Source organism: Hydrogenophaga sp. A37 (genome assembly GCF_002001205.1).
Taxonomy (GTDB): Bacteria; Pseudomonadota; Gammaproteobacteria; order Burkholderiales; family Burkholderiaceae_C; genus Hydrogenophaga.
This window is the reverse complement of the sequence record NZ_MUNZ01000062.1, coordinates 64,617-83,533: the sequence shown is the minus strand read 5'-3', so window position 1 is coordinate 83,533 and position 18,917 is coordinate 64,617. Positions and strand designations below refer to the sequence as shown.

General features: G+C 68.6%; 18 protein-coding genes. 17 read left to right on the top strand and 1 reads right to left on the bottom strand.

The window, feature by feature from the left end:
- The first annotated feature begins 99 nt into the window (after positions 1–99).
- Positions 100–573, top strand: a complete 474-nt coding sequence (locus tag B0E41_RS03870) for an acyl-CoA thioesterase (protein ID WP_077329005.1) — start codon at positions 100–102, stop codon at positions 571–573.
- Here the strand turns inward: B0E41_RS03870 and B0E41_RS03865 are convergent.
- A complete protein-coding gene (locus B0E41_RS03865) occupies positions 563–1,498 on the bottom strand; it encodes a LysR family transcriptional regulator (protein WP_077329072.1) in 936 nt (311 codons plus the stop codon). The two genes, B0E41_RS03870 and B0E41_RS03865, sit on opposite strands and share 11 nt — an antisense overlap.
- 213 nt (positions 1,499–1,711) lie before the next feature.
- Here B0E41_RS03865 and B0E41_RS03860 point away from each other — a divergent pair, with 213 nt between their 5' ends.
- The 16 genes from B0E41_RS03860 (at position 1,712) to B0E41_RS03785 (ending at position 18,896) form a co-directional block, all read left to right on the top strand.
- Positions 1,712–3,376, top strand: coding sequence for a DUF1302 domain-containing protein (locus tag B0E41_RS03860; protein ID WP_077329003.1), 1,665 nt, complete (start codon positions 1,712–1,714; stop codon positions 3,374–3,376).
- A 14-nt stretch (positions 3,377–3,390) separates the two neighbouring features.
- Positions 3,391–4,743 carry a DUF1329 domain-containing protein gene (locus B0E41_RS03855; protein WP_077329001.1) on the top strand — a complete coding sequence of 451 codons (1,353 nt, stop codon included), beginning with the start codon at positions 3,391–3,393 and terminating at the stop codon, positions 4,741–4,743.
- A 12-nt stretch (positions 4,744–4,755) separates the two neighbouring features.
- Positions 4,756–5,799, top strand: coding sequence for a hypothetical protein (locus B0E41_RS03850; RefSeq protein ID WP_077328999.1), 1,044 nt, complete (start codon positions 4,756–4,758; stop codon positions 5,797–5,799).
- Positions 5,796–8,192 (top strand): MMPL family transporter, encoded by a 2,397-nt coding sequence (locus B0E41_RS03845; protein ID WP_077328997.1) that lies wholly within the window; start codon positions 5,796–5,798, stop codon positions 8,190–8,192. Before B0E41_RS03850 ends, B0E41_RS03845 begins: the two co-directional genes overlap by 4 nt.
- Entirely contained in the window at positions 8,189–8,686 is a 498-nt protein-coding gene (locus B0E41_RS03840) for a nuclear transport factor 2 family protein (protein ID WP_077328994.1), read from the top strand. The genes B0E41_RS03845 and B0E41_RS03840 overlap by 4 nt, the downstream gene beginning before the upstream one ends.
- A 5-nt stretch (positions 8,687–8,691) precedes the next feature.
- Positions 8,692–9,858 (top strand): prolyl oligopeptidase family serine peptidase, encoded by a 1,167-nt coding sequence (locus tag B0E41_RS03835; RefSeq protein WP_077328992.1) that lies wholly within the window; start codon positions 8,692–8,694, stop codon positions 9,856–9,858.
- A gap of 26 nt (positions 9,859–9,884) precedes the next feature.
- Entirely contained in the window at positions 9,885–10,817 is a 933-nt protein-coding gene (locus tag B0E41_RS03830) for a VOC family protein (RefSeq protein ID WP_077328990.1), read from the top strand.
- Between the two features lie 11 nt (positions 10,818–10,828).
- Positions 10,829–11,179, top strand: coding sequence for a Rieske (2Fe-2S) protein (locus B0E41_RS03825; protein WP_077329070.1), 351 nt, complete (start codon positions 10,829–10,831; stop codon positions 11,177–11,179).
- Positions 11,176–12,306: an FAD-dependent oxidoreductase gene (locus B0E41_RS03820; RefSeq protein ID WP_077328987.1), complete on the top strand. Its 1,131-nt coding sequence runs from the start codon at positions 11,176–11,178 to the stop codon at positions 12,304–12,306. The genes B0E41_RS03825 and B0E41_RS03820 overlap by 4 nt, the downstream gene beginning before the upstream one ends.
- Before the next feature lie 13 nt (positions 12,307–12,319).
- Positions 12,320–13,474, top strand: coding sequence for an MFS transporter (locus B0E41_RS03815; protein ID WP_077328985.1), 1,155 nt, complete (start codon positions 12,320–12,322; stop codon positions 13,472–13,474).
- On the top strand, positions 13,471–14,265 hold the full coding sequence (locus B0E41_RS03810) for a cyclase family protein (RefSeq protein ID WP_077328983.1): 795 nt from the start codon (positions 13,471–13,473) through the stop codon (positions 14,263–14,265). The genes B0E41_RS03815 and B0E41_RS03810 overlap by 4 nt, the downstream gene beginning before the upstream one ends.
- Before the next feature lie 18 nt (positions 14,266–14,283).
- Positions 14,284–14,862, top strand: a complete 579-nt coding sequence (locus B0E41_RS03805) for a cupin domain-containing protein (RefSeq protein WP_077328980.1) — start codon at positions 14,284–14,286, stop codon at positions 14,860–14,862.
- A gap of 38 nt (positions 14,863–14,900) precedes the next feature.
- Positions 14,901–15,881, top strand: coding sequence for a fumarylacetoacetate hydrolase family protein (locus B0E41_RS03800; protein ID WP_077328978.1), 981 nt, complete (start codon positions 14,901–14,903; stop codon positions 15,879–15,881).
- 13 nt (positions 15,882–15,894) lie between these two features.
- Positions 15,895–16,854: an NAD-dependent epimerase/dehydratase family protein gene (locus tag B0E41_RS03795; RefSeq protein WP_077328976.1), complete on the top strand. Its 960-nt coding sequence runs from the start codon at positions 15,895–15,897 to the stop codon at positions 16,852–16,854.
- Positions 16,855–16,864: 10 nt separating this feature from the next.
- Positions 16,865–17,767 carry a LysR family transcriptional regulator gene (locus B0E41_RS03790; protein WP_077329068.1) on the top strand — a complete coding sequence of 301 codons (903 nt, stop codon included), beginning with the start codon at positions 16,865–16,867 and terminating at the stop codon, positions 17,765–17,767.
- Between the two features lie 109 nt (positions 17,768–17,876).
- Entirely contained in the window at positions 17,877–18,896 is a 1,020-nt protein-coding gene (locus B0E41_RS03785; RefSeq protein ID WP_216350724.1) for an ornithine cyclodeaminase family protein, read from the top strand.
- The last annotated feature ends 21 nt before the right edge of the window (positions 18,897–18,917 follow it).

Sequence of the window (18,917 nt, the reverse complement as noted above, 5' to 3'; positions counted from 1 at the left end):
CTTCGGGTTCCACTGATTCGCGCTGTGACAAGGCGTGGCACCATCGCTGCTTCCTGAAAAGCCCCGGTATCCCGCCGACCGCCACACACGCCCACCGCCATGGAACTCCCCGCCCACCAATTGAGCATGACCGTGCTCATGACCCCCGACACCGCCAACTTCTCTGGCAAGGTGCACGGCGGCTCCATCCTGAAGCTGCTCGATCAGGTGGCCTACGCCTGCGCCAGCCGCTACGCGGCCGCCTATGTGGTGACGCTGAGCGTGGACCAGGTGATGTTCCGCCAGCCGATCCACGTGGGCGAGCTGGTGACCTTCCTCGCCTCGGTCAACCACACCGGCAGCTCGTCGATGGAGATCGGCATCAAGGTGATCGCGGAAAACATCCGCACCCAGGAAAATCGCCACGTCAACAGCTGCTTCTTCACCATGGTCGCGGTGGACGACACCGGCAAGCCCACCACCGTGGCGCCGCTGCGCCCCTTCACGCCCGACGAGCGCCGCCGCCACTCGGCGGCCGAGCTGCGCAAGAGCATGCGGCGCGAGATGGAGCAGCGTTTCTCGGCTATCCGCTGACCGGCTCGGCGGGGCAGGGGCCCATGCCCGCAGCGGCCTCGCGCAGCAGGTCGCGCAGCCAGATCAGGCCCGGGTCGCGGCTGCGGTATTTGTGCCATTGCATGGACTGCTGCAACTGCTTCATCGACATCGGCACCGGCCGCAGCGCAATGGGCAGCATGCCCTGAAGCATGAGGGCGAGCCGCGCGTGCGCGGTGGCGATCAGGTCGGTGCCGACCACCAGGTGCAGCATCGCGCTGAAGTTGTAGGTGGTGAGGCCGATCTCGCGGCTCAGGCCGTGGTCGTTGGCGAGCCAGGTGTCGAACACCGGCAGGCTGCCATCGGACGGGACCATCGCCACATGGCGCGCCTGCAGGTAACGCTCCATCGTCAGCGCGCCCTGCGCCAGTGGGCTGCCCTGCCAGACCGCGCACACGAAACGGTCGTCGAACAGCGGGTCCAGCGGGTGGTCCGGTGAACAGAAGTTCGACGGAATGATCAGCAGGTCGGCCTCGCCGCGTTCCAGGTTGCGGTGGGGCGGTCCCACCTGCTGCTTGAAGTTGAAGCGGGTCCGGCTGCCGCGCTGGTGGGCCAGCGCCAGCATGGCCGGGATCAGCACCGCCATCGAGTAGTCGGACACGAACAGTGTGAACTCGCGCTCCGATTCGGTCGGGTCGAAGGCGGGCCGCGCGGCCACCGTGGTGTCGATGCGCACCAGCACGTCGCGCACCGCCTCGTGCAGCAGCTCGGCGCGCGGCGTCAGCTCCATGCGGCCACCGACCTGCACCAGCAGCTCGTCGTCGAAATACTGGCGCAGCCGCGAGAGCGCGTTGCTCATGGTGGATTGGCTCAGGAACACGCGCTCGCCGGCCCGGGTGACGTTTTTTTCGGTCAGCAAGGCGTCGAGTGCGACGAGCAGGTTGAGGTCGAGTTTCTTGAATCGCATGGTGGGGTAGGGGCCAGTGTGCATCAGCCCTGGCGGCGCGCCGGGCGGTGCGCGCAGGGCTCTAGGGTTTGCCCTGATATTTCAAAAGTGGATGGAAAGGATTCTCACAACCCATTTCCCAGGAGATGGCCTTCTCCCTAAAGTCGCGGCTCGTTGGATCCGGATCACGTTGCCCGGATCGACGAGGACCCCACACCTACAAGGAGACAAGCCATGCCCGTTCGAGCGTTTGCCCGAAAAGCCACTGCGCGCAGGTCCGCCGCACGCCCCGCGATTTCCTGCCTCTTTCTGGCGCTGTTGACGGCCCAGTCGGCCTCGGCGATCGAGATCGACACCGGCAACCCGGACTGGAAACTGCGGTGGGACAACACCGTGAAGTACAGCCTGATGCAGCGCCTGAAGGACGCTTCGCCCACGCTTTCGGCGCAGATGCCGCTGACCGCCAACCAGGACGACGGCGACAACAATTTCAAGAAGGGCCTCGTGTCCAACCGCCTGGACCTGCTGACCGAGCTGGACCTGGCCGGTCCGGGCTACGGCGCGCGGATCAGCGGTGCCGCCTGGTACGACAGCGTCTACAACGGCAAGACCGACAACACCAGCTTCACCGCCAATCACCGGCCGGCCAGCGAGTTCGCGACGGAAACCCGCGACCTGATGGGCCGCAAGGCCGAGCTGCTCGACGCCTTTGTGTACGGCAAGTTCGATCTGGGCGAGCGCCCCGCCTCGGCGCGACTGGGCCGCCACACGCTGCTGTGGGGTGAGAGCTTGTTCTTCGGTGCCAACGGCATTGCGGGCGGCCAGGCGCCGCTGGACCTGATCAAGCTGCTCTCGGTGCCCAACGCGACCTTCAAGGAGGTCGCCATGCCCACCGGCAAGCTCTCGGGTCAGGTGCAGCTCAGCCCCGACGTGTCGCTGGGCGCCTACCTGACCTACGAGTGGGAGAAGACCCGGTTGATGCCGGTCGGTGCCTACCTCTCTTCCAGCGACGCGCTGGGCCCGGGCGCCGAGCGCATCCAGGCCGGCCCCACCGCCGCCTTCGTGCGCCAGCCCGACCTTGACGCCAAGGACAGCGGGCAGGGCGGTGTGCAGCTGCGCTTCCGCGCGCCGTCGATCGACACCGACTTCGGCCTCTACGCCATCCGCTACCACGCCACCACGCCGAGCAACATCAACAACGTCCTCACCGGTGTGCCGCCCGCATTGGTGCCCACCAGCTACCGCTGGATGTACCACGAGGGGGTGCGGGCCTTCGGCGCCAGCTTCGCCAAGTCGGTCGGCGAATGGGGCTGGGCCGGCGAGGTGTCGCTGCGACAGAACACGTCGCTGGCCAGTTCCGGGCAGTCCACGCTGTCGACGATTCGCGTCAACAGTGGCCTGAACAACAACAGCAACCCCGGCTACGCGGTGGGCGAGACGGCGCACGCGCAGGTCTCGTGGATCGCCTCGCTCGGCCCTTCGTTCCTGTCGCGTGAAGCGTCGTTCGTGGGCGAGGTGGCGTGGAACACGCGCATGAAAGTCACCCGCAATGAGCAGATGCTCAACCCCAACGCCGACAAATCGGCCGTGGGCACGCGCCTGGTGTTTTCGCCCAGCTACCGCCAAGCGCTGCCGGGCCTGGACCTCTCGCCCAGCATCGGCCTGGGCTACACCAAAGGCAAGTCCTCGGCCGTCGGGCCGGGCTTCGGGGTCGATGGCGGCGGCGACATCAGCCTGGGCCTGAATGCGGTCTACCTCGGGTCGTGGAACCTGGGCGTGAACGTCGTGCATTTCCTGGGCAAGGCCGCGCCCACGCTCGACGCCAAAAACAACGCCGTGTACCAGCAGGCGCTGAAAGACCGGAACTACCTGACCGTGTCGCTGCGCACCACCTTCTGATCGAGGAGATATTCATGAAACACACTTCCCATTGGGCCCCGGCACTGTTGTGCGCCCTGGTCGCCACGACCACTGCGCACGCTGGCGTGACCGCGCAAGAGGCCGCCCGCCTCAAGAGCGAGCTCACGCCGCTGGGCGGCGAGCGCGCGGGCAACAAGGACGGCAGCATCCCGGCCTGGACCGGCGGTTACACCACGGCCATCCCCGGCTTCAAGAACGGTGGCCGCCGCGGCGACCCATTTGCGAACGAGAAGCCGCTCTACAGCATCACCGCCGACAACATGGCGCAGCACGCCAGCAAGCTGACCGAAGGCACCGTGGCGCTGCTCAAGAAGTACCCGCAGAGCTTTCGCGTCGATGTCTACAAGACCCACCGCACCGCCGCTGCGCCGCAATGGGTCTACGACAACACCGCGAAGAACGCCACCACCGCCAAGATCGAAGGCGACGTGGTCACCGGTGCTTACGGCGGTATCCCGTTCCCCATCCCCAAGACCGGGCAGGAGGTCATGGCCAACCACGAGCTGCACTGGCGCGGCGAGGCCTGGCAGGCCGACTTCCGCGGCTACCTCGGCACGGCCAGCGGTCAGCGCGTGCTGTCCGTGGAGGGTCGGGGCGATTTCCAGATGCCGTATTACGCCGACGGACAGGCCGACAAGTTCAATGGCGCGTACTGGGCGATCCGTTTGGTCAACAGCGGCCCGCCGGTGCGTGCCGGCGAGGCCATCACCGGCTACCAGAGCCTGGACCAGGACAAGAGCGCCACCTGGGTCTACCTGACCGGCCAGCGCCGCGTGCGCAAGCTGCCCAACGCCTGCTGCGACACGCCCACCCCGGCCAGCGCCGGTGTGGCCAGCTTCGATGAGGTTGACGTGTTCGCTGGCCGCAGCGACCGCTTCGACTGGAAGATCGTGGGCAAACAGGAAATGCTGATCCCTTACAACAGCAACCGCCTGCACACCCCGACCAAGGACAGCGACGTGCTGCTGGCCAACCACCTCAACCCGGACCACGTGCGCTGGGAGCTGCACCGCGTTCATGTGGTCGAGGCCACGCTCAAGGCCGGCCAGCGCCACCAGGCGCCCAAGAGCCGCTACTACGTGGACGAAGACACCTGGGTGGCTGTATTGGGTGACCGCTGGGACGCCAAGGGCCAGCTCTGGAAGACCATCTGGTCGCACCCGGTGGCCATGCCCGACCTGCCGGCCACGACGCCGCAACAGCAATGGGGGTTCAACGACCTGATCTCCGGTGCCTGGTACGCCAGCGGCGTGGTCAACGAGCGCAACCAGCACTACAAGATCGCGCCGCGCCGTCCAGACAGCTACTTCACCGGCGATGCCTTGGCCGGCGACGGCGTGCGCTGATCAGGAAGCACCATGCGTTTGTTGATTCCCATCGTTGCGGCCTTCGTTGCCACCCTCACGGTGGCCGGGTTGGCTCAGGCCCAGGCACCGGTGGGCGAAGCGCTGCAGCGCCCGGCCGTGTCGGTGAAGGCGCCGCAGCGGGCCGTGCTGCTCGCGGCGGCCCAGGCCGGCCCGCGCATTGTGGCGGTGGGGGAGCGCGGCATCGTGACCCTGAGCGACGACCGCGGCGCCAGCTGGCGCCAGGCGCCGAGCCCGGTGAGCGTGACGCTGACCATGGTGCGCTTCGCCGATGAGCAACATGGCGTGGCGGTGGGCCACGGTGGCACGGTGCTGACCACCGAAGACGCTGGCGCCACCTGGCGCCTGGGCCTGGATGGGCGTCGCCTGGCCGGACTGGCCAAGGCCGCCGCCACCACGCCCGAGGCGCAACAGGAAGCCGAGCGCCTGCTCGCCGATGGACCCGACAAACCCTTTCTCGACGTGTTGCAGTGGGACGCCAAACGCCTGCTCGCGGTCGGCGCCTACGGGCTGGCCTTCTACAGCGCCGACGGCGGCGAGCGCTGGGCCCCCTGGATGGACCGCCTGCCCAACCCCAAGGCCCTGCACTGGTACGTGGCTCGGCGCGTGGGCAACACCCTGCTGCTGGCCGGCGAGCAGGGCTTGCTGGCCCGCTCCGACGACGGTGGCCAGACCTTTCAAGCGATGAACTCACCCTACAAAGGCAGCTGGTTTGCCGGCGAGCTGCGCGCCGATGGGCAGACCGTGCTGGCCGGGCTGCGCGGCAACGTGTGGCGCTCGACCGATGGCGGCGCGCAGTGGGCCCAGCTGGCCTCGCCGGTGCCGGCCACCATCACCGCCATGGCGGTGGGCGCCGATGGCGGGCTGCTGCTCGCCACGCAGGCCGGCGTGGTGATGCGCCTGCAGGGCGACGCGCTGGTGCCGCTGAAGGCGCCGCCGGTGCCCATGCCCTCGGCACTGCTGCCGCTGCAGGGCGGGCCGCTGCTCACGCTGGGTGTGGCTGGTGTGGTGCCGGTCGCCGCGAAGGAGTCCCCATGAACACCGGCACCTTTGATTCCCGCTCCGGCTCGCTGGTCGAGCGCGCGCTGTTCAACCACCGCGCGATCGTCGTGCTGCTGTGTGCGCTGGTCACGCTGCTGCTGGGCTGGCAGGCCACGCGCCTGCAGCTCAACGCCAGCTTTGAAAAGACCATCCCGACCAGCCACCCCTACGTGCAGAACTTCCTGGCGCACCAGGCCGAGCTGAGCGGGCTGGGCAACGCGGTGCGCATCGCGGTGGCGCGACCTGAAGGCAGCATTTACGACGCGAAGTACCTCGACACGTTGAGGCGTCTGTCCGACGAGGTGTTCCTGCTGCCCGGCGTGGACCGGGCGCGCATGAAGTCGCTCTGGACACCCAGCACGCGCTGGGTCGGCGTGACGGAAGACGGCCTCGAAGGCGGGCCGGTGATTCCCGATGGCTTCGACGGCTCGGCGGGCAAGCTGCAGCAACTGGCCGCCAACGTGGCGCGCTCGGGTGAGATCGGCCAGACCGTGGCGCGCGACGGGAAGTCGTCGGTGATCTTCGTGCCGCTGCTGGCCAAAGACGCCGAGGGCCAGGCCATCGACTACGCCCGTCTCTCCGCCCAGCTGGACGCACTGCGCGCGACCTACGAAGCCGAAGGCGTCACGGTGCACATCACCGGCTTCGCCAAGATCGTGGGCGACCTGATCGACGGCGTGAAAGCGGTGCTGGTGTTCTTCGCGCTCGCGGTCGCCATCGCCACCGCCATGGTGTTCTGGTACACGCGCTGCGTGCGCTCCACGCTGCTGGTGGTGCTGGCCTCGCTGATCGCGGTGGTGTGGCAGCTCGGGCTGCTGCCGCTGCTGGGTTACGCGCTGGACCCGTACTCCATCCTCGTGCCCTTCCTCGTGTTCGCCATCGGCATGAGCCACGGCGCGCAGAAGATGAACGGCATCATGCAGGACGTGGGGCGGGGCGTGGACAAACTCGTGGCCGCGCGCTTCACCTTCCGCCGCCTGTTCCTGGCGGGGCTCACTGCCTTGCTGGCCGATGCGGTGGGTTTCGCGGTGCTGCTGGTGATTGACATCCAGGTGATCCGTGAGCTGGCGATTGCCGCGTCCATCGGTGTGGCGGTGCTGATCTTCACCAACCTGATCCTGCTGCCCATCATGCTGAGCTACACCGGCGTGAGCCCGGTGGCGGCCGCGCGCAGCCTGCGCGCCGAGCAGGCCGACGCCGCCGGCGCGGCCAAGCACCCGATGTGGGCCTTTCTCGACCGCTTCACCCAGCGCCGTTGGGCCACGGCGGCCGTGGCCGTGGGCCTGCTCATGGGCGTGGGCGGTTTTGCCGCCAGCACCCAGCTCAAGATCGGCGACCTCGACCCCGGTGCGCCCGAGCTGCGCGCTGACAGCCGCTACAACCGCGACGTGGCTTTCATGAACGCGGCCTATGGCGCGGGCAGCGACGTGCTCGCGGTGATGGTCAAGACGCCCGAGGGCCAGTGCTCGGCCTACGACACGCTGAACAAGATCGACGCGCTCGAATGGGAGCTGCGCCAGATCGACGGCGTGGAAAACACCAACACGCTGGCGCTGCTGAACCGCCGCGTGCTCTCGGGCCTGAACGAAGGCAACCCGCGCTGGTACGAGTTCCTGCCCAACCAGGACATGCTCAACACCGTGACCGCCAGCGCGCCGCGTGGCCTCTACAACGACGCCTGCGGCCTGCTCACGGTCTACGTCTACCTGCGCGACCACAAGGCCGACACCCTGAGCCGCGTGGTGAACCACGTCGAAGCGTTCGCCCAGGTCAACAACACCGCCGACACGCAGTTCCTGCTGGCCGCCGGCAGCGCCGGCATCGAGGCCGCGACCAACATCGTGGTGAAGGACGCGTGGCGCACGATGTTGCTGATGGTCTACGGCGCCGTGGTGCTGCTGTGCTTCATCACCTTCCGCTCCTGGCGCGCGGTGGTGGTGGCGGTGCTGCCGCTGGTGGTGACCTCGTTCCTGGCCGAGGCGCTGATGGTGGCCCTGGGCATGGGCGTGAAGGTCGCCACGCTGCCGGTGATCGCGCTGGGCGTGGGCATCGGCGTGGACTACGCGCTCTACATCCTCTCCATCACGCTGGCCCAGCTGCGCGAAGGCAAGAGCCTGTCCGAGGCCTACTACCGCGCCCTGCTGTTCACCGGCAAGGTGGTGATGCTGACGGGCGTCACGCTGGCCATCGGTGTGATCACCTGGGTCGCCAGCCCCATCAAGTTCCAGGCCGACATGGGCCTGCTGCTGGCCTTCATGTTCCTCTGGAACATGCTCGGCGCCCTGGTGCTGCTGCCCGCGCTCGCGCACTTCCTGCTCAAGCCCCGGACGCAAGCCGCCGTCGCCCCGGCGCCCGCGCCCACCCCCCTTCACATGAGGACTTCACCATGATCCCTTCTTTGCTCCGCCATTCGCTGCTGGGCCTGTCCATCCTGGCCGGATCGTCCTGCGCCGGGGCCGCAGAGTCGCCCGACGCCGTGTTCGACCGCTACGTGGCCGCCGTGCACGCGGGCGACATGGTGACGGTGCGCACCCTGATCGCGCACGACGTCGAGCGCTCCGACTATGTCGGCTGCCGCCCGGAGATGGACAACCCGACCTGCCTGGCGCACTACATCGAGACCACCGTCGTCCAGCCGAAGGCGCGGTTCACCGTGCTGCGCCGCCAGCTTGATGGCGACACGGTCAGCGCCCGGTTAGAGGTCCGCAGCCCCTGGCACTCGAAGGCCGGCATCGAGCGTATCGTGGGCACCGACATCGTCCGTGTGCGCAACGGCCTGATCCACGGCTTCCGCTTCGTGCCCGACTTCAGCGACGAGTCCACCGCCATCTTCTTCGGCTCGCTGGGCATCGGCCCGCGCGCCGCCAAAACCCCTTCCAAGTGAGCACCATGTTCAAGTACTTCCCCACCAACTACGTCTGGAACCTCTCCGTCAATCTCGCCATCGAGATGGGCGCGCGCATGGGCGAAATCGAGCAGATGTGCGCCCCTTTGCTCGACGCCGCCAAGGCACCCGATGCGGCCGGCACCCAGGCCTTCCGTGAAACCTGGGTGAACATGGCCGACCGGCTCTGCGGCCTGGCCGAAGAGGACGAGGCCCAGGGCCGCCTGCTGTCGGCCGGTGAAAAATACCGCCGCGCCGCCAGCTACCTGATCACCGCCGAGCGCCTACAGGCCCACGACGCCCCGGGTCGACTGGCCCTGTACCAGCGCGAGCTGGAGCTGTTCCTCAAGGGCTCGCGCCTGATGGGGGACCCGGTCCAGCGAGTCGAGATCCCCTACGAGGGTCGGCAGCTGTCGGCGCTCTACCGCCCCGCAGAAGGCCTGCAGCCCGGCGAGCGCGCGCCCTTGCTGGTGCAGCTCAACGGTCTGGATTCCACCAAGGAGATGAAGCACCTGGTGGGCCTGTCCTCGTGGCTGGCCAAACGCGGCGTGTCGTCGCTGATGGTGGACCAGCCGGGCACGGGCGAGGCGCTGCGCCTGCAGGGCCTGACCGCGCGCTTCGACGCTGAGCACTGGGCCAGCCGCGTGGTCGACTGGCTGGAGCAGCACCCCGCCGTGGACCCGAAACGCATCGGCTGCGAAGGCGTGTCGCTGGGTGGCTACTACTGCCCGCGCGCCGTGGCCATGGAGCCGCGGTTTGCCTGCGGCGTGGCCTGGGGCGCCAACCACGACTGGCGCGACGTGCAAAAGCGCCGGCTGGAAAAAGAGGGCGACTTCCCGGTGCCGCACTACTGGGCCCACGTGTGCTGGGTCTGGGGCGCGAAGGACGTCGACGACTTCATGCGCATCGCCGAAGACGTGCACCTGGACGGCGTGGTCGAGAAAATCAAGGTGCCCTTCCTGGTGACGCACGGCGAGCGCGATTCGCAGATCCCGCTCAAGTGGGCGCACCGCACCTATGAGCAGCTGGTCAACAGCCCGAAGCGTGAACTCAAGGTCTTCACCGACCGCGAGGGCGGCGTGCAGCACGCCAGCTTCGACAACAGCATCAACGCCGGTCACTACATCGCCGACTGGGTGGCAGAAACCCTGGGCGGACGCACGGCCGCCTGAACCATCACGAACCTAGGGAAACCAACATGAACATCATCGGACTCGACGCCCTGGTCTTTGGCGTGGACGACCTCGCCGCCTGCCGCCAGTACCTCATCGACTACGGCCTGCGCGACGCCGGCGGCGACCGCTTCGAAGCGCTCGACGGCACCGCCGTGGTCATCCGCGCCAAAGACGACGCAACGCTGCCGCCCGGCCTGGGTACCGCCAGCATGCTGCGCGAAACCGTCTACGGCGTGGCCGACGCCGCCACGCTGCAGGCCATCGTCACAGAGCTGTCGCGCGACCGCACGGTGACGCAGCAAGACGGCGTGGTGCGCGCGCTGGACGACCTGGGTTTTGCGTTGGCCTTTCAGGTCAGCGTGCGCCGCCCGCTGGACCTGCCCGCCGAAACCGTGAACGCGCCGGGTGCAACGGCCCAGCGCCCGGCGAACACGGTCGCGGTGGACCAGAACGCGCCGGCCCTGCCGCGCTCGCTGTCGCACGTTGTGTACTTCGTGCCCGACACCGCCAAGGCCGAGGCCTTCTACACCCGGCTGGGCTTTGTCTGCACCGACCGCTTCACCGGCGTCGGCCCCTTCCTGCGGCCCGCCGGCACCCACGACCACCACAGCCTCTTCATGATCCAGACCCCACCGTTCATGAAAGGCTGCGAGCACTTCACCTTCCACATGGGCGGCCCCACGGACGTGATGCTGGCCGGCTCGCGTTTTGTGGAGAAGGGTTACCAGAGCTTCTGGGGGCCAGGACGCCATAAGTTCGGCAGCAACTGGTTCTGGTACTTCAACTCGCCGCTGGGCTGCCACGTCGAGTACGACGCCGACATGGACCAGCACGACGAGCGCTGGGCCGCGCGCGAGGTGCCCCTGGACGCCGACGCCTCGCAGCTGTTCCTGTTCCAGCACCGCGAGAAGTGGGCACCGGGCGGCGGCCCGCCCCCGGGCGCCCCGGCGCACTGAAGGCCATGACCATGAGGCTGTGTCACATCGACCACCTGCCCGACGGGGCATCCCGGGGTTTTGACCCGCACCAGGTCGGTCAGGACACGGTGCTGGTGGTGCGCCAGGGGGCACAGCTGTTCGCCTACCGCGACGCCTGCCCCCACCACGACACGCCCATGGCCTGGCGCAAGGACGCCTACCTCGACGGCACGGGCCAACACATCGTCTGCGCGGCGCACGGCGCGCAGTTCGACATCTCCACCGGGCTGTGCACGCTCGGGCCCTGCCTGGGCGATTCGCTCACGCCCGTCACTTTGCAGATCCACAACAACGGCGAGGTCCACCTCGCACCCAACAACATTCTGGAGACATCCACATGACCCGCTCAGCATCCCGCATCCTCATCATCGGAGGTGGCTTCTCCGGCATGGCGGCGGCCATCCAGCTGCGCAAGTTGGGCGCCGAGGTCGACCTGGTCGAGATCGACCCCGGCTGGCGCAGCTACGGCGCCGGCATCAGCCTGGGCGGCGCCACCTTGCGCGCTTTCCGCACCCTGGGTGTGCTGGACGCGTTCCTGGAACACGGCCATGCCGCCGACGGCGTGCAGCTGTGCCTGCCGCACGGTCCCCAGGTCGCCGAGCTGCCCACGCCGCGCATCGCCGGGGCCAACGTGCCCGGGGGCGGCGCCATCCTGCGGCCGGTGCTGGCCCGCATCCTGGCCGACGCCACGCGGGCCTCGGGCGCGAACGTGCACCTGGGCTGCACCTTCACGCAAATCGAACAAGACGCCGAGGGCGTGGACGTGAGCTTCACCGACGGCCAGCAGCGCCGTTACGACCTGGTGATCGGCGCCGACGGCCTGTACTCCAAGGTGCGCGAGGCGGTGTTCCCGCAAGCGCCGAAGCCGCAGTACAGCGGGCAGGCCGTCTGGCGCGCCGTGCTGCCGCGCCCCCCCGAAGTAGAGACCTGCATCATGTGGATGGGCCCGAACATCAAACCCGGCGTGAACCCGGTCTCGAAGACCGAGATGTACCTCTTCGTCACCGAGCCCCGGCCGAGCAACGACCACGTCGACCCGGCCACCTTCGCCACCCACCTGCGTGGCCTGCTGGCCGCCTTTCCCGCGCCCACGCTGCAGGCCATCCGCGACCAGATCGGCCCCGATTCGCAGATCGTCTACCGCCCGCTCGAAGGCCTTCTGATGCCACGCCCCTGGGCCAGTGGCCGCGTGGTGCTGATCGGCGACACGGTGCACGCCACCACGCCGCACCTGGCCTCGGGCGCCTGCATCGGGATTGAAGACGCGCTGGTGCTGGCCGAGGAGCTGGGCCGGGCGGCCGGGGTGAGCGAGGCCCTGGCTGCGTTCGAAGCCCGGCGCTGGGAGCGTTGCCGCATGGTGGTGGAGAACTCGGCCCGCCTGGGTGAGATCGAGGTCGCCGGCGGCGACAAGGAAGAACACGGTCGCATCATGCGCGAGTCGCTGATGGCGCTGGCCCAACCCATCTGACTTGGAGAACACGATGAACACGCGTTCCACCAGCACCCTGGGCCACGTCGCCCTGATCGTGGCGCACTGCGCCGGCATGGTCGATCTTGTCGCGCTGCCGGTCTGGGTCGGCACCCTGATCCAGCACTACCAGCTCGACCCGCAGCAGGCCGGCGGCCTGGTCACGCTGTTCCTGATCGGCGCCGTGGTCTCCAGCGTCTTCCTGGCCTCGCGTTTCCAGCGGGTCAAGGGGCGCTGGGTGGCGGCGGGCGGCTATGCGCTGGCCGCCGCCTGCTTCGGCACGCTGTCGCAGCCGCTGGACTACGCCACCATGGCCATGCTGCACGCGGCCGGTGGCCTGGCCGCCGGGGCCGCGCTCAGCGTCACCCACGGCACCATCGCGCGCAGCGTCAACCCGCACCTGAAGTTCGCCCTCGTCGGCATCGGCCTGGGGGTGTTTGCGGTGCTGTTCCTGGGCACCTCACCCAAGATCATCGCGGAGGCCGGCGGCTACATGCTGTTCGCCCTCTTCGGCGCGGTCATGCTGCTGGCCTCGCTGGTCTGCGCCGTGGGTTTTCCCGAGCCCGAGCGCGAGGCCACGGCGCTGGGCGCACCGGTGGCGCGCATCTCGCGCGCCGTCTGGTTCGGCATCGTGGGCATCAGCGCCATGGCCTTGGTGCAGTCCATGACCTTCAGCTTCCTGGAGCGGGTCGGATCCGACCGGGGTTACAGCCTGAGCCTGATCACGGGCGTGCTGGTGGTGCTGGGCATGGTCAACCTGCTGCCCGCCGCGCTGGCGGCGATGCTGGAAAAACGCTGGCATGCGCGCCGCGTGCTGCTGGCCGGCCCGGTGATCCAGGCGCTGCTGGCGGCGACGATCATGAACGCGCCCGGCTTCTACGCCTATGCCGCGGCGGCCTCGGTGTTCGCCGCCGTGATGATCTTCACCCACACCTTCGCCTTCGGCCTGATGGCGCGGCTCGAACCCAGCGGCCGCGCCATGGCCGCCACCCCCGCGATGCTGATGGTGGGCGCGGCCATCGGCCCGGTGCTCGGCGGCACGCTGGTGAAGACGGCCGGCTACGGCAGCCTGGGCCTGGCGGCACTGCTGATCGGCTGCGTGGCCGTTTTCTGCATGTCGCGCCTGCCGGGGCAGCCTTCTTCTTCGCTGGCCCAGGAGCCGGCATGAAACCGCAACGCCGCTTCGTCGACCTCTCCATCTACCTGGAGAACGACGTGCTGTCCGACCCGCCGCCGCTGGCACCCAAGATCACCTACCAGAAGCACGCCGACACGCTGCCCGAGTTCATGGCGATGCTGCCCGGCACCACGCCCGAGGACTACCCCGACGGCGAGGCCGCTGCGGCCGAGTGGGTCACGCTGACCACGCACAACGGCACGCACCTCGACGCGCCCTGGCATTTCCACTCCACGCAGGACGCGAAGAACGGCGGCAGCAAGCCCTCGATCACCATCGACCAGGTGCCGCTGGAGTGGTGCTTCCAGAGTGGCGTGAAGCTCGACTTCCGCCACTTCCCCGACGGCTACGTGGCCACGGCCGCCGATGTGGAGGCCGAGCTCGCGCGCATTGGCCACACGCTGGAGCCGCTGGAGATCGTGGTGGTCAACACCCGAGCCGGTTCACGCTATGGCCAGCCCGACTTCCTGGGCGCGGGCTGCGGCATGGGCTACGAGGCCACCATGCATTTGCTGGAGCGTGGCGTGCGCCTCACGGGCACCGACGCCTGGAGCTGGGACGCGCCGTTTTCGTACACCGCCAAGAAGGTGGCCGAAACCGGCAACAAGGCCTTGATCTGGGAAGGCCACAAGGCGGGCCGCGACATCGGCTACTGCCACCTGGAGAAGCTGCACAACCTCGAAGTGTTGCCGCCCACGGGTTTCACCATCAGTTGCTTCCCGCACAAGATCCGCGGCGCGAGTGCGGGCTGGACGCGCGCCGTGGCCATTTTTGAAGACTGATTTGAAGACAGACACACCATGAGTTTTCCCCCCATCCACCGTGTCGTCACCGGCCACGACGCCGACGGCAAAGCCATCGTTGCGAGCAACGGCCCGCTGCCCACCGTGGTCGAGATCGCCGCGATCCCGGGCACCGTGTTCCACGAGGTCTGGAGCACCGCCGCCACCCCGGCGCCGGTGGACAACGGCGCCGACCCGACGCTCGGCCCCATCGTGTTGCCGCCGCCCAAGCTGGGCACCCGCATGCGCTTCGTCGACATGCCGCCCGACACGGCCGACTACCTGGCCCACGGCGCCGAGCGCATGCACGATGCGTTTGCGCAGATCGGCGACACGAAGGCCTCGACCGTTCGAGCCGACTCGCCGCACCCGCTGATGCACCGCACCGAGTCCGTCGACTACGGTGTCGTGATCGAAGGCGAACCGACCCTGGTGCTCGACGACAGCGAAGTGCAGCTCTTGCCCGGGAGCGTGGTCGTGCAGCGTGGCACCAACCACGCCTGGGCGAATCGCTCGGGCAAGCCCTGCCGCATGCTGTTTGTGCTGGTCGACGGCAGCTACGACCCGGCCATCGCTCAAGCGCTCGCGGCGCGTTGAGCCCAGCCGAACGTTTCAAAGCCCCAAGGAAAACGCCCATGAAATTCGCCACTTTGCGTGACGGCAGCCTTGATGGACAGCTGCTGTTGGTCTCTCGCGACGGGCAGCGCGCCGTGCGAGCCAGCGCCATCGCGTCCAGCCTGATCGAGGCCCTGCGGCGCTGGGACGAAGTCCGCCTGCCGCTGTCCGATCTGTCGGAGTCGCTCAACGCCGGCAGCGCGCCCGGCGCTTTTGACTTCGACCCCGCCGCCTGCTCGGCCCCCTTGCCGCGTTGCCCCCAGTGGCTCGACGGATCGGCCTTCCTGAACCACGGCCGCCTGATGGAGCAGGCCTTCAACACGCCGGCGATCCCGCTGTTCGACAGCGTGCCGGTGATGTACCAGGGCGCCAGCGACGATTTCCTCGGGCCGGTGGATGACGTTCCCCTGCCCACCGAGGCCGACGGCATCGACTTCGAGGGCGAGTTCGGCGTCATCGTCGGCGCCGTGCCCATGGCCGCCACACCCGAACAGGCCCTGGCCTGCGTTCGCCTGGTGGTGCAGATCAACGACTGGAGCCTGCGCGCGCTGGGGCCGCACGAAATGAAGACCGGCTTCGGGTTTCTGCAGGCCAAACCCTCCACCGCCTTCGCGCCCGTGGCCGTCACGCCCGACGAGCTCGGCAGCGCCTGGCGCGACGGCCGGGTGCAGATGCCGCTGATGGTGCAGTGGAACGGCGAGCGTTTTGGCGAACCGCACGGCGGCGAGATGAACTTCCACTTCGGTCAACTCGTCGCCCACGCGGCGCGCACGCGGCGGCTCACGGCCGGCACCATCGTGGGCTCGGGCACCGTGAGCAACGTGTCGCGCAGCGCGGGTTCGGCATGCATCGCCGAGCGGCGGGTGATCGAGAAAATCGACCAGGGCGAGATCCGCACCGGCTTCATGAAATTCGGCGACCGCGTGCGCATGCAGGCCCTGTTCGACGACGGGCGCGCCGGGCCGTTCGGCGTCATTCAGCAGCGCGTGGTGCAGGCGTGAAGGAGCCCCTGCCATGCACGTGCTGATCACGGGCGCGGCTGGCTTTCTGGGGCGGGCCCTGGCGCAGCGCCTGGTGCCCGGCAGCCTGCTGGGCGACCGGGCCGTCACCCGGCTCACGCTGCTGGACCTGGCGCTCGAAGGCCAGGCGCCGGATGGCGTGCGGCACTGCGTGGGCGACATGGGCCACGCGGACTGGCTGCGCGATGCATTGAACGAGGGGCCGCCCATCGACGTGCTGTTCCACCTCGCCAGCATCCCCGGCGGCACCGCCGAGCAGAACTACCCGCTGTCGCGCCGCGTGAACCTGGAAGCTACGCAGACCCTGCTGGAGCACGGCCAGCAGCAGGTGGCCCGTGGCCAGCCGGCACCGGTGTTCGTGTTCGCCAGTTCCATCGCTGTCTTCGGCCACATGCCCGCCGTGGTGGACGATGACACGCCCACCCGCCCGCAAATGACCTACGGCACACAAAAGCGCATCGGCGAGATGTGGGTGGAGGACTTCAGCCGGCGCGGCTGGGTCGATGGCCGGGCCGTGCGCATCCCGGGCGTGCTGGCCCGCCCGCCCGCGCGAACGGGCCAACTCTCGGCCTTCCTGAGCGATCTCATCCGCGAGCTGGCGGCGGGCCGGGCCTTTACCTGCCCCACCTCGCCCGAGGCCACCACCTGGGCCTCCTCGCTGCCCTGTGTGGTCGGGCAGTTGCTGCACGCGGCCACCTTCGACGTGGCGGCCACTGATGGCCACCGGGTGTTGACGTTGCCCACCCTGCGCTTTGCCATGGCCGAACTGGTGCAAGCCGTCGGCGGTGTGCACGGCACGCCCGCCGCCGACCTCGTTCACTGGGCTCCCGATGAGCGCATCGAGACCCTGTTCGGGCGCTTTCCAACGCTGCTCACGCCACGCGCCGAGGCGGCAGGGTTCCGGGCCGATGCCGACCTGGATGCGCTGGTTCGGCAGGCTCTGGCGCCTGGTTGAAGGAGGGCGGTTGCAGACCATCCTGGACCCCAAGTGGCACCTGTTCGCCAAAGTCGCTGAACTGGGCAGCCTGTCGCGTGCCTCTGCGGCGCTGGACATGCCCCCGTCGGTGGTCAGCCGGCACATCGCCCAACTCGAAGCGGCGTCCGGCAGCCGGCTGTTTCGAAGGACCGGCCGTGGGGTGGTGCTGACGGAGCTGGGCGAGCGCATCTACCCCCGTGTCAAGGTGCTGATCCGCGAGGGCGAGCAGCTCGCCGACGACATCCGAACGAGCCGGGGCATTCCCATGGGCGAGGTTCGCCTCGGACTGCTGCCTTCCACCGTGGCCCTGCTCGCCGGCCCCCTCTTTGCTGAAGCCCGGAAGCAGTTTCCAGAGGTGCAACTGCACATCACCGAAGGCTCCAGCGCGCAGCTCGAAGAATGGCTCAACGAAGGCCGCCTGGACCTCGCCCTTCTGCTGCGGGAGGAAAACACCGCGAGCGCGGACGAGCCTGTTTTGACCCAGCTGCCGCTCCTGCTGATTGTTCCCCTGGGCCACCCGCTCGCGTCCCGCAAGACCATCGCCTTCCATGAAGTCCTGACGCTGCCCCTGGTGTTGCCTTCCCATCCCCACCCCCTGCGCTCGCGGCTGGAGACGCTGGCGCGGCAGCACGGCGCTGCGCTCAAGATCGGCGCGGAGGCCGATTCCATCCACCTCCAGCACGAGATCGTGGCGCATGGCGGTGGCTTTGCCATCACGGCCGGCCATCTGAGCGAGCCGGAGCGCCAGCGACTGGCCACCTTGCACATCGTCGACCCCGTGCTCTCGCGCTCGGTGGTGCTGGGCACCACGCTTCACCGGCCCTCCACGCATGCGCTGCGCGAGGTGTCCCGGCTGATTCTGGACATCGCGTCGGCCATGCTGAATTCGTAAGGCGCGGCTTCGCGGCCAACCGGATTCCGGAAAGCTGCTTTCGCGTTCCGGGGCTCCCTCAACAGGCGGCCGATCCCTAGCATGCGCTTCTATCTTCAGGAGACATGCCTTGGGAATCTCCCACCCCGATGCGGCCATCGTTGTGCCGCCGACCCTCTTCATTTCTGACGCCGACGTCGAAAAACTGGCCGACTGGAACGCGGCCGTGCAGGCTCTGCGCCAGGCCTACGCCAGCGCCATCAACCCGGCCATGGTGCCGCCGCGCTCGATGGCCCGCGGAGACGGCATGTGGCTGCGAGGACTCACCGCGGTCTCGCCCTCGGGCGGCCACATGGGCTGCAAGCTGATCTCGGCTTCGATGAAGCACCGCCGGGCCAGCTACCTCATCTCGCTCTTTGACCAGGCCACGATGGGCCTGACCGCGCTGATCGACGGCAACCGTGTCACCGGTATCCGCACCGCCGCCACGGCGGCGGTCGCCGTCGACAAGGCGGCGCCCAACAAGCCGCTTCGCGTCGCGGTCATCGGCTCGGGCTTCGAAGCCCGCGGCCTGCTGCTGGCCCTGGCCTCCATCCGCGAGTTGGCCGCCGTCAACGTCTTCAGCCCCACGCCGGCCAGCCGCGAGCGGTTTGCCGCCGACATGCGAACCCAGGCGTCCCTGAGCGTGGAGCCGGCGGCCTCCGCACAAGAAGCGGTTCAAGGCGCCGACGTGGTCCTGTGCGCCGCGCGCAGCCGTGACGAGTCGCCCGTGCTGCGGGGTGCGTGGCTGGAGCCCGGCATGACCGTGGTGTCCATTGGCTCCACCCTGCCCGAACAGCGGGAGGTGGACGAACAGGTACTGTCGCGGGCCGCCCTCATCGTTGCCGACATGGTCGAAGAAGTGGCGCACGACACCGGCGACATGCTGGCCGCGAGCCAGGCCCATGTCGACGTGTCGTCCAAGCTGGTCTCACTCGCCGATTTTGTGTCGGGCCGGGCCGGGCGCCAACAGGCCGCCGACATCGTGGTCTACAAGTCGGTCGGTTCGGCCCTGCAAGACGTTGTCACCGCCGAAATGCTGCTGGCCCGCGCCCGCGAACAAGGCATCGGCACGCCGCTTACCCACAGCATCGTCCCCGTCTCCAAGTAACCCGTCCCGCATCCAAAGGAA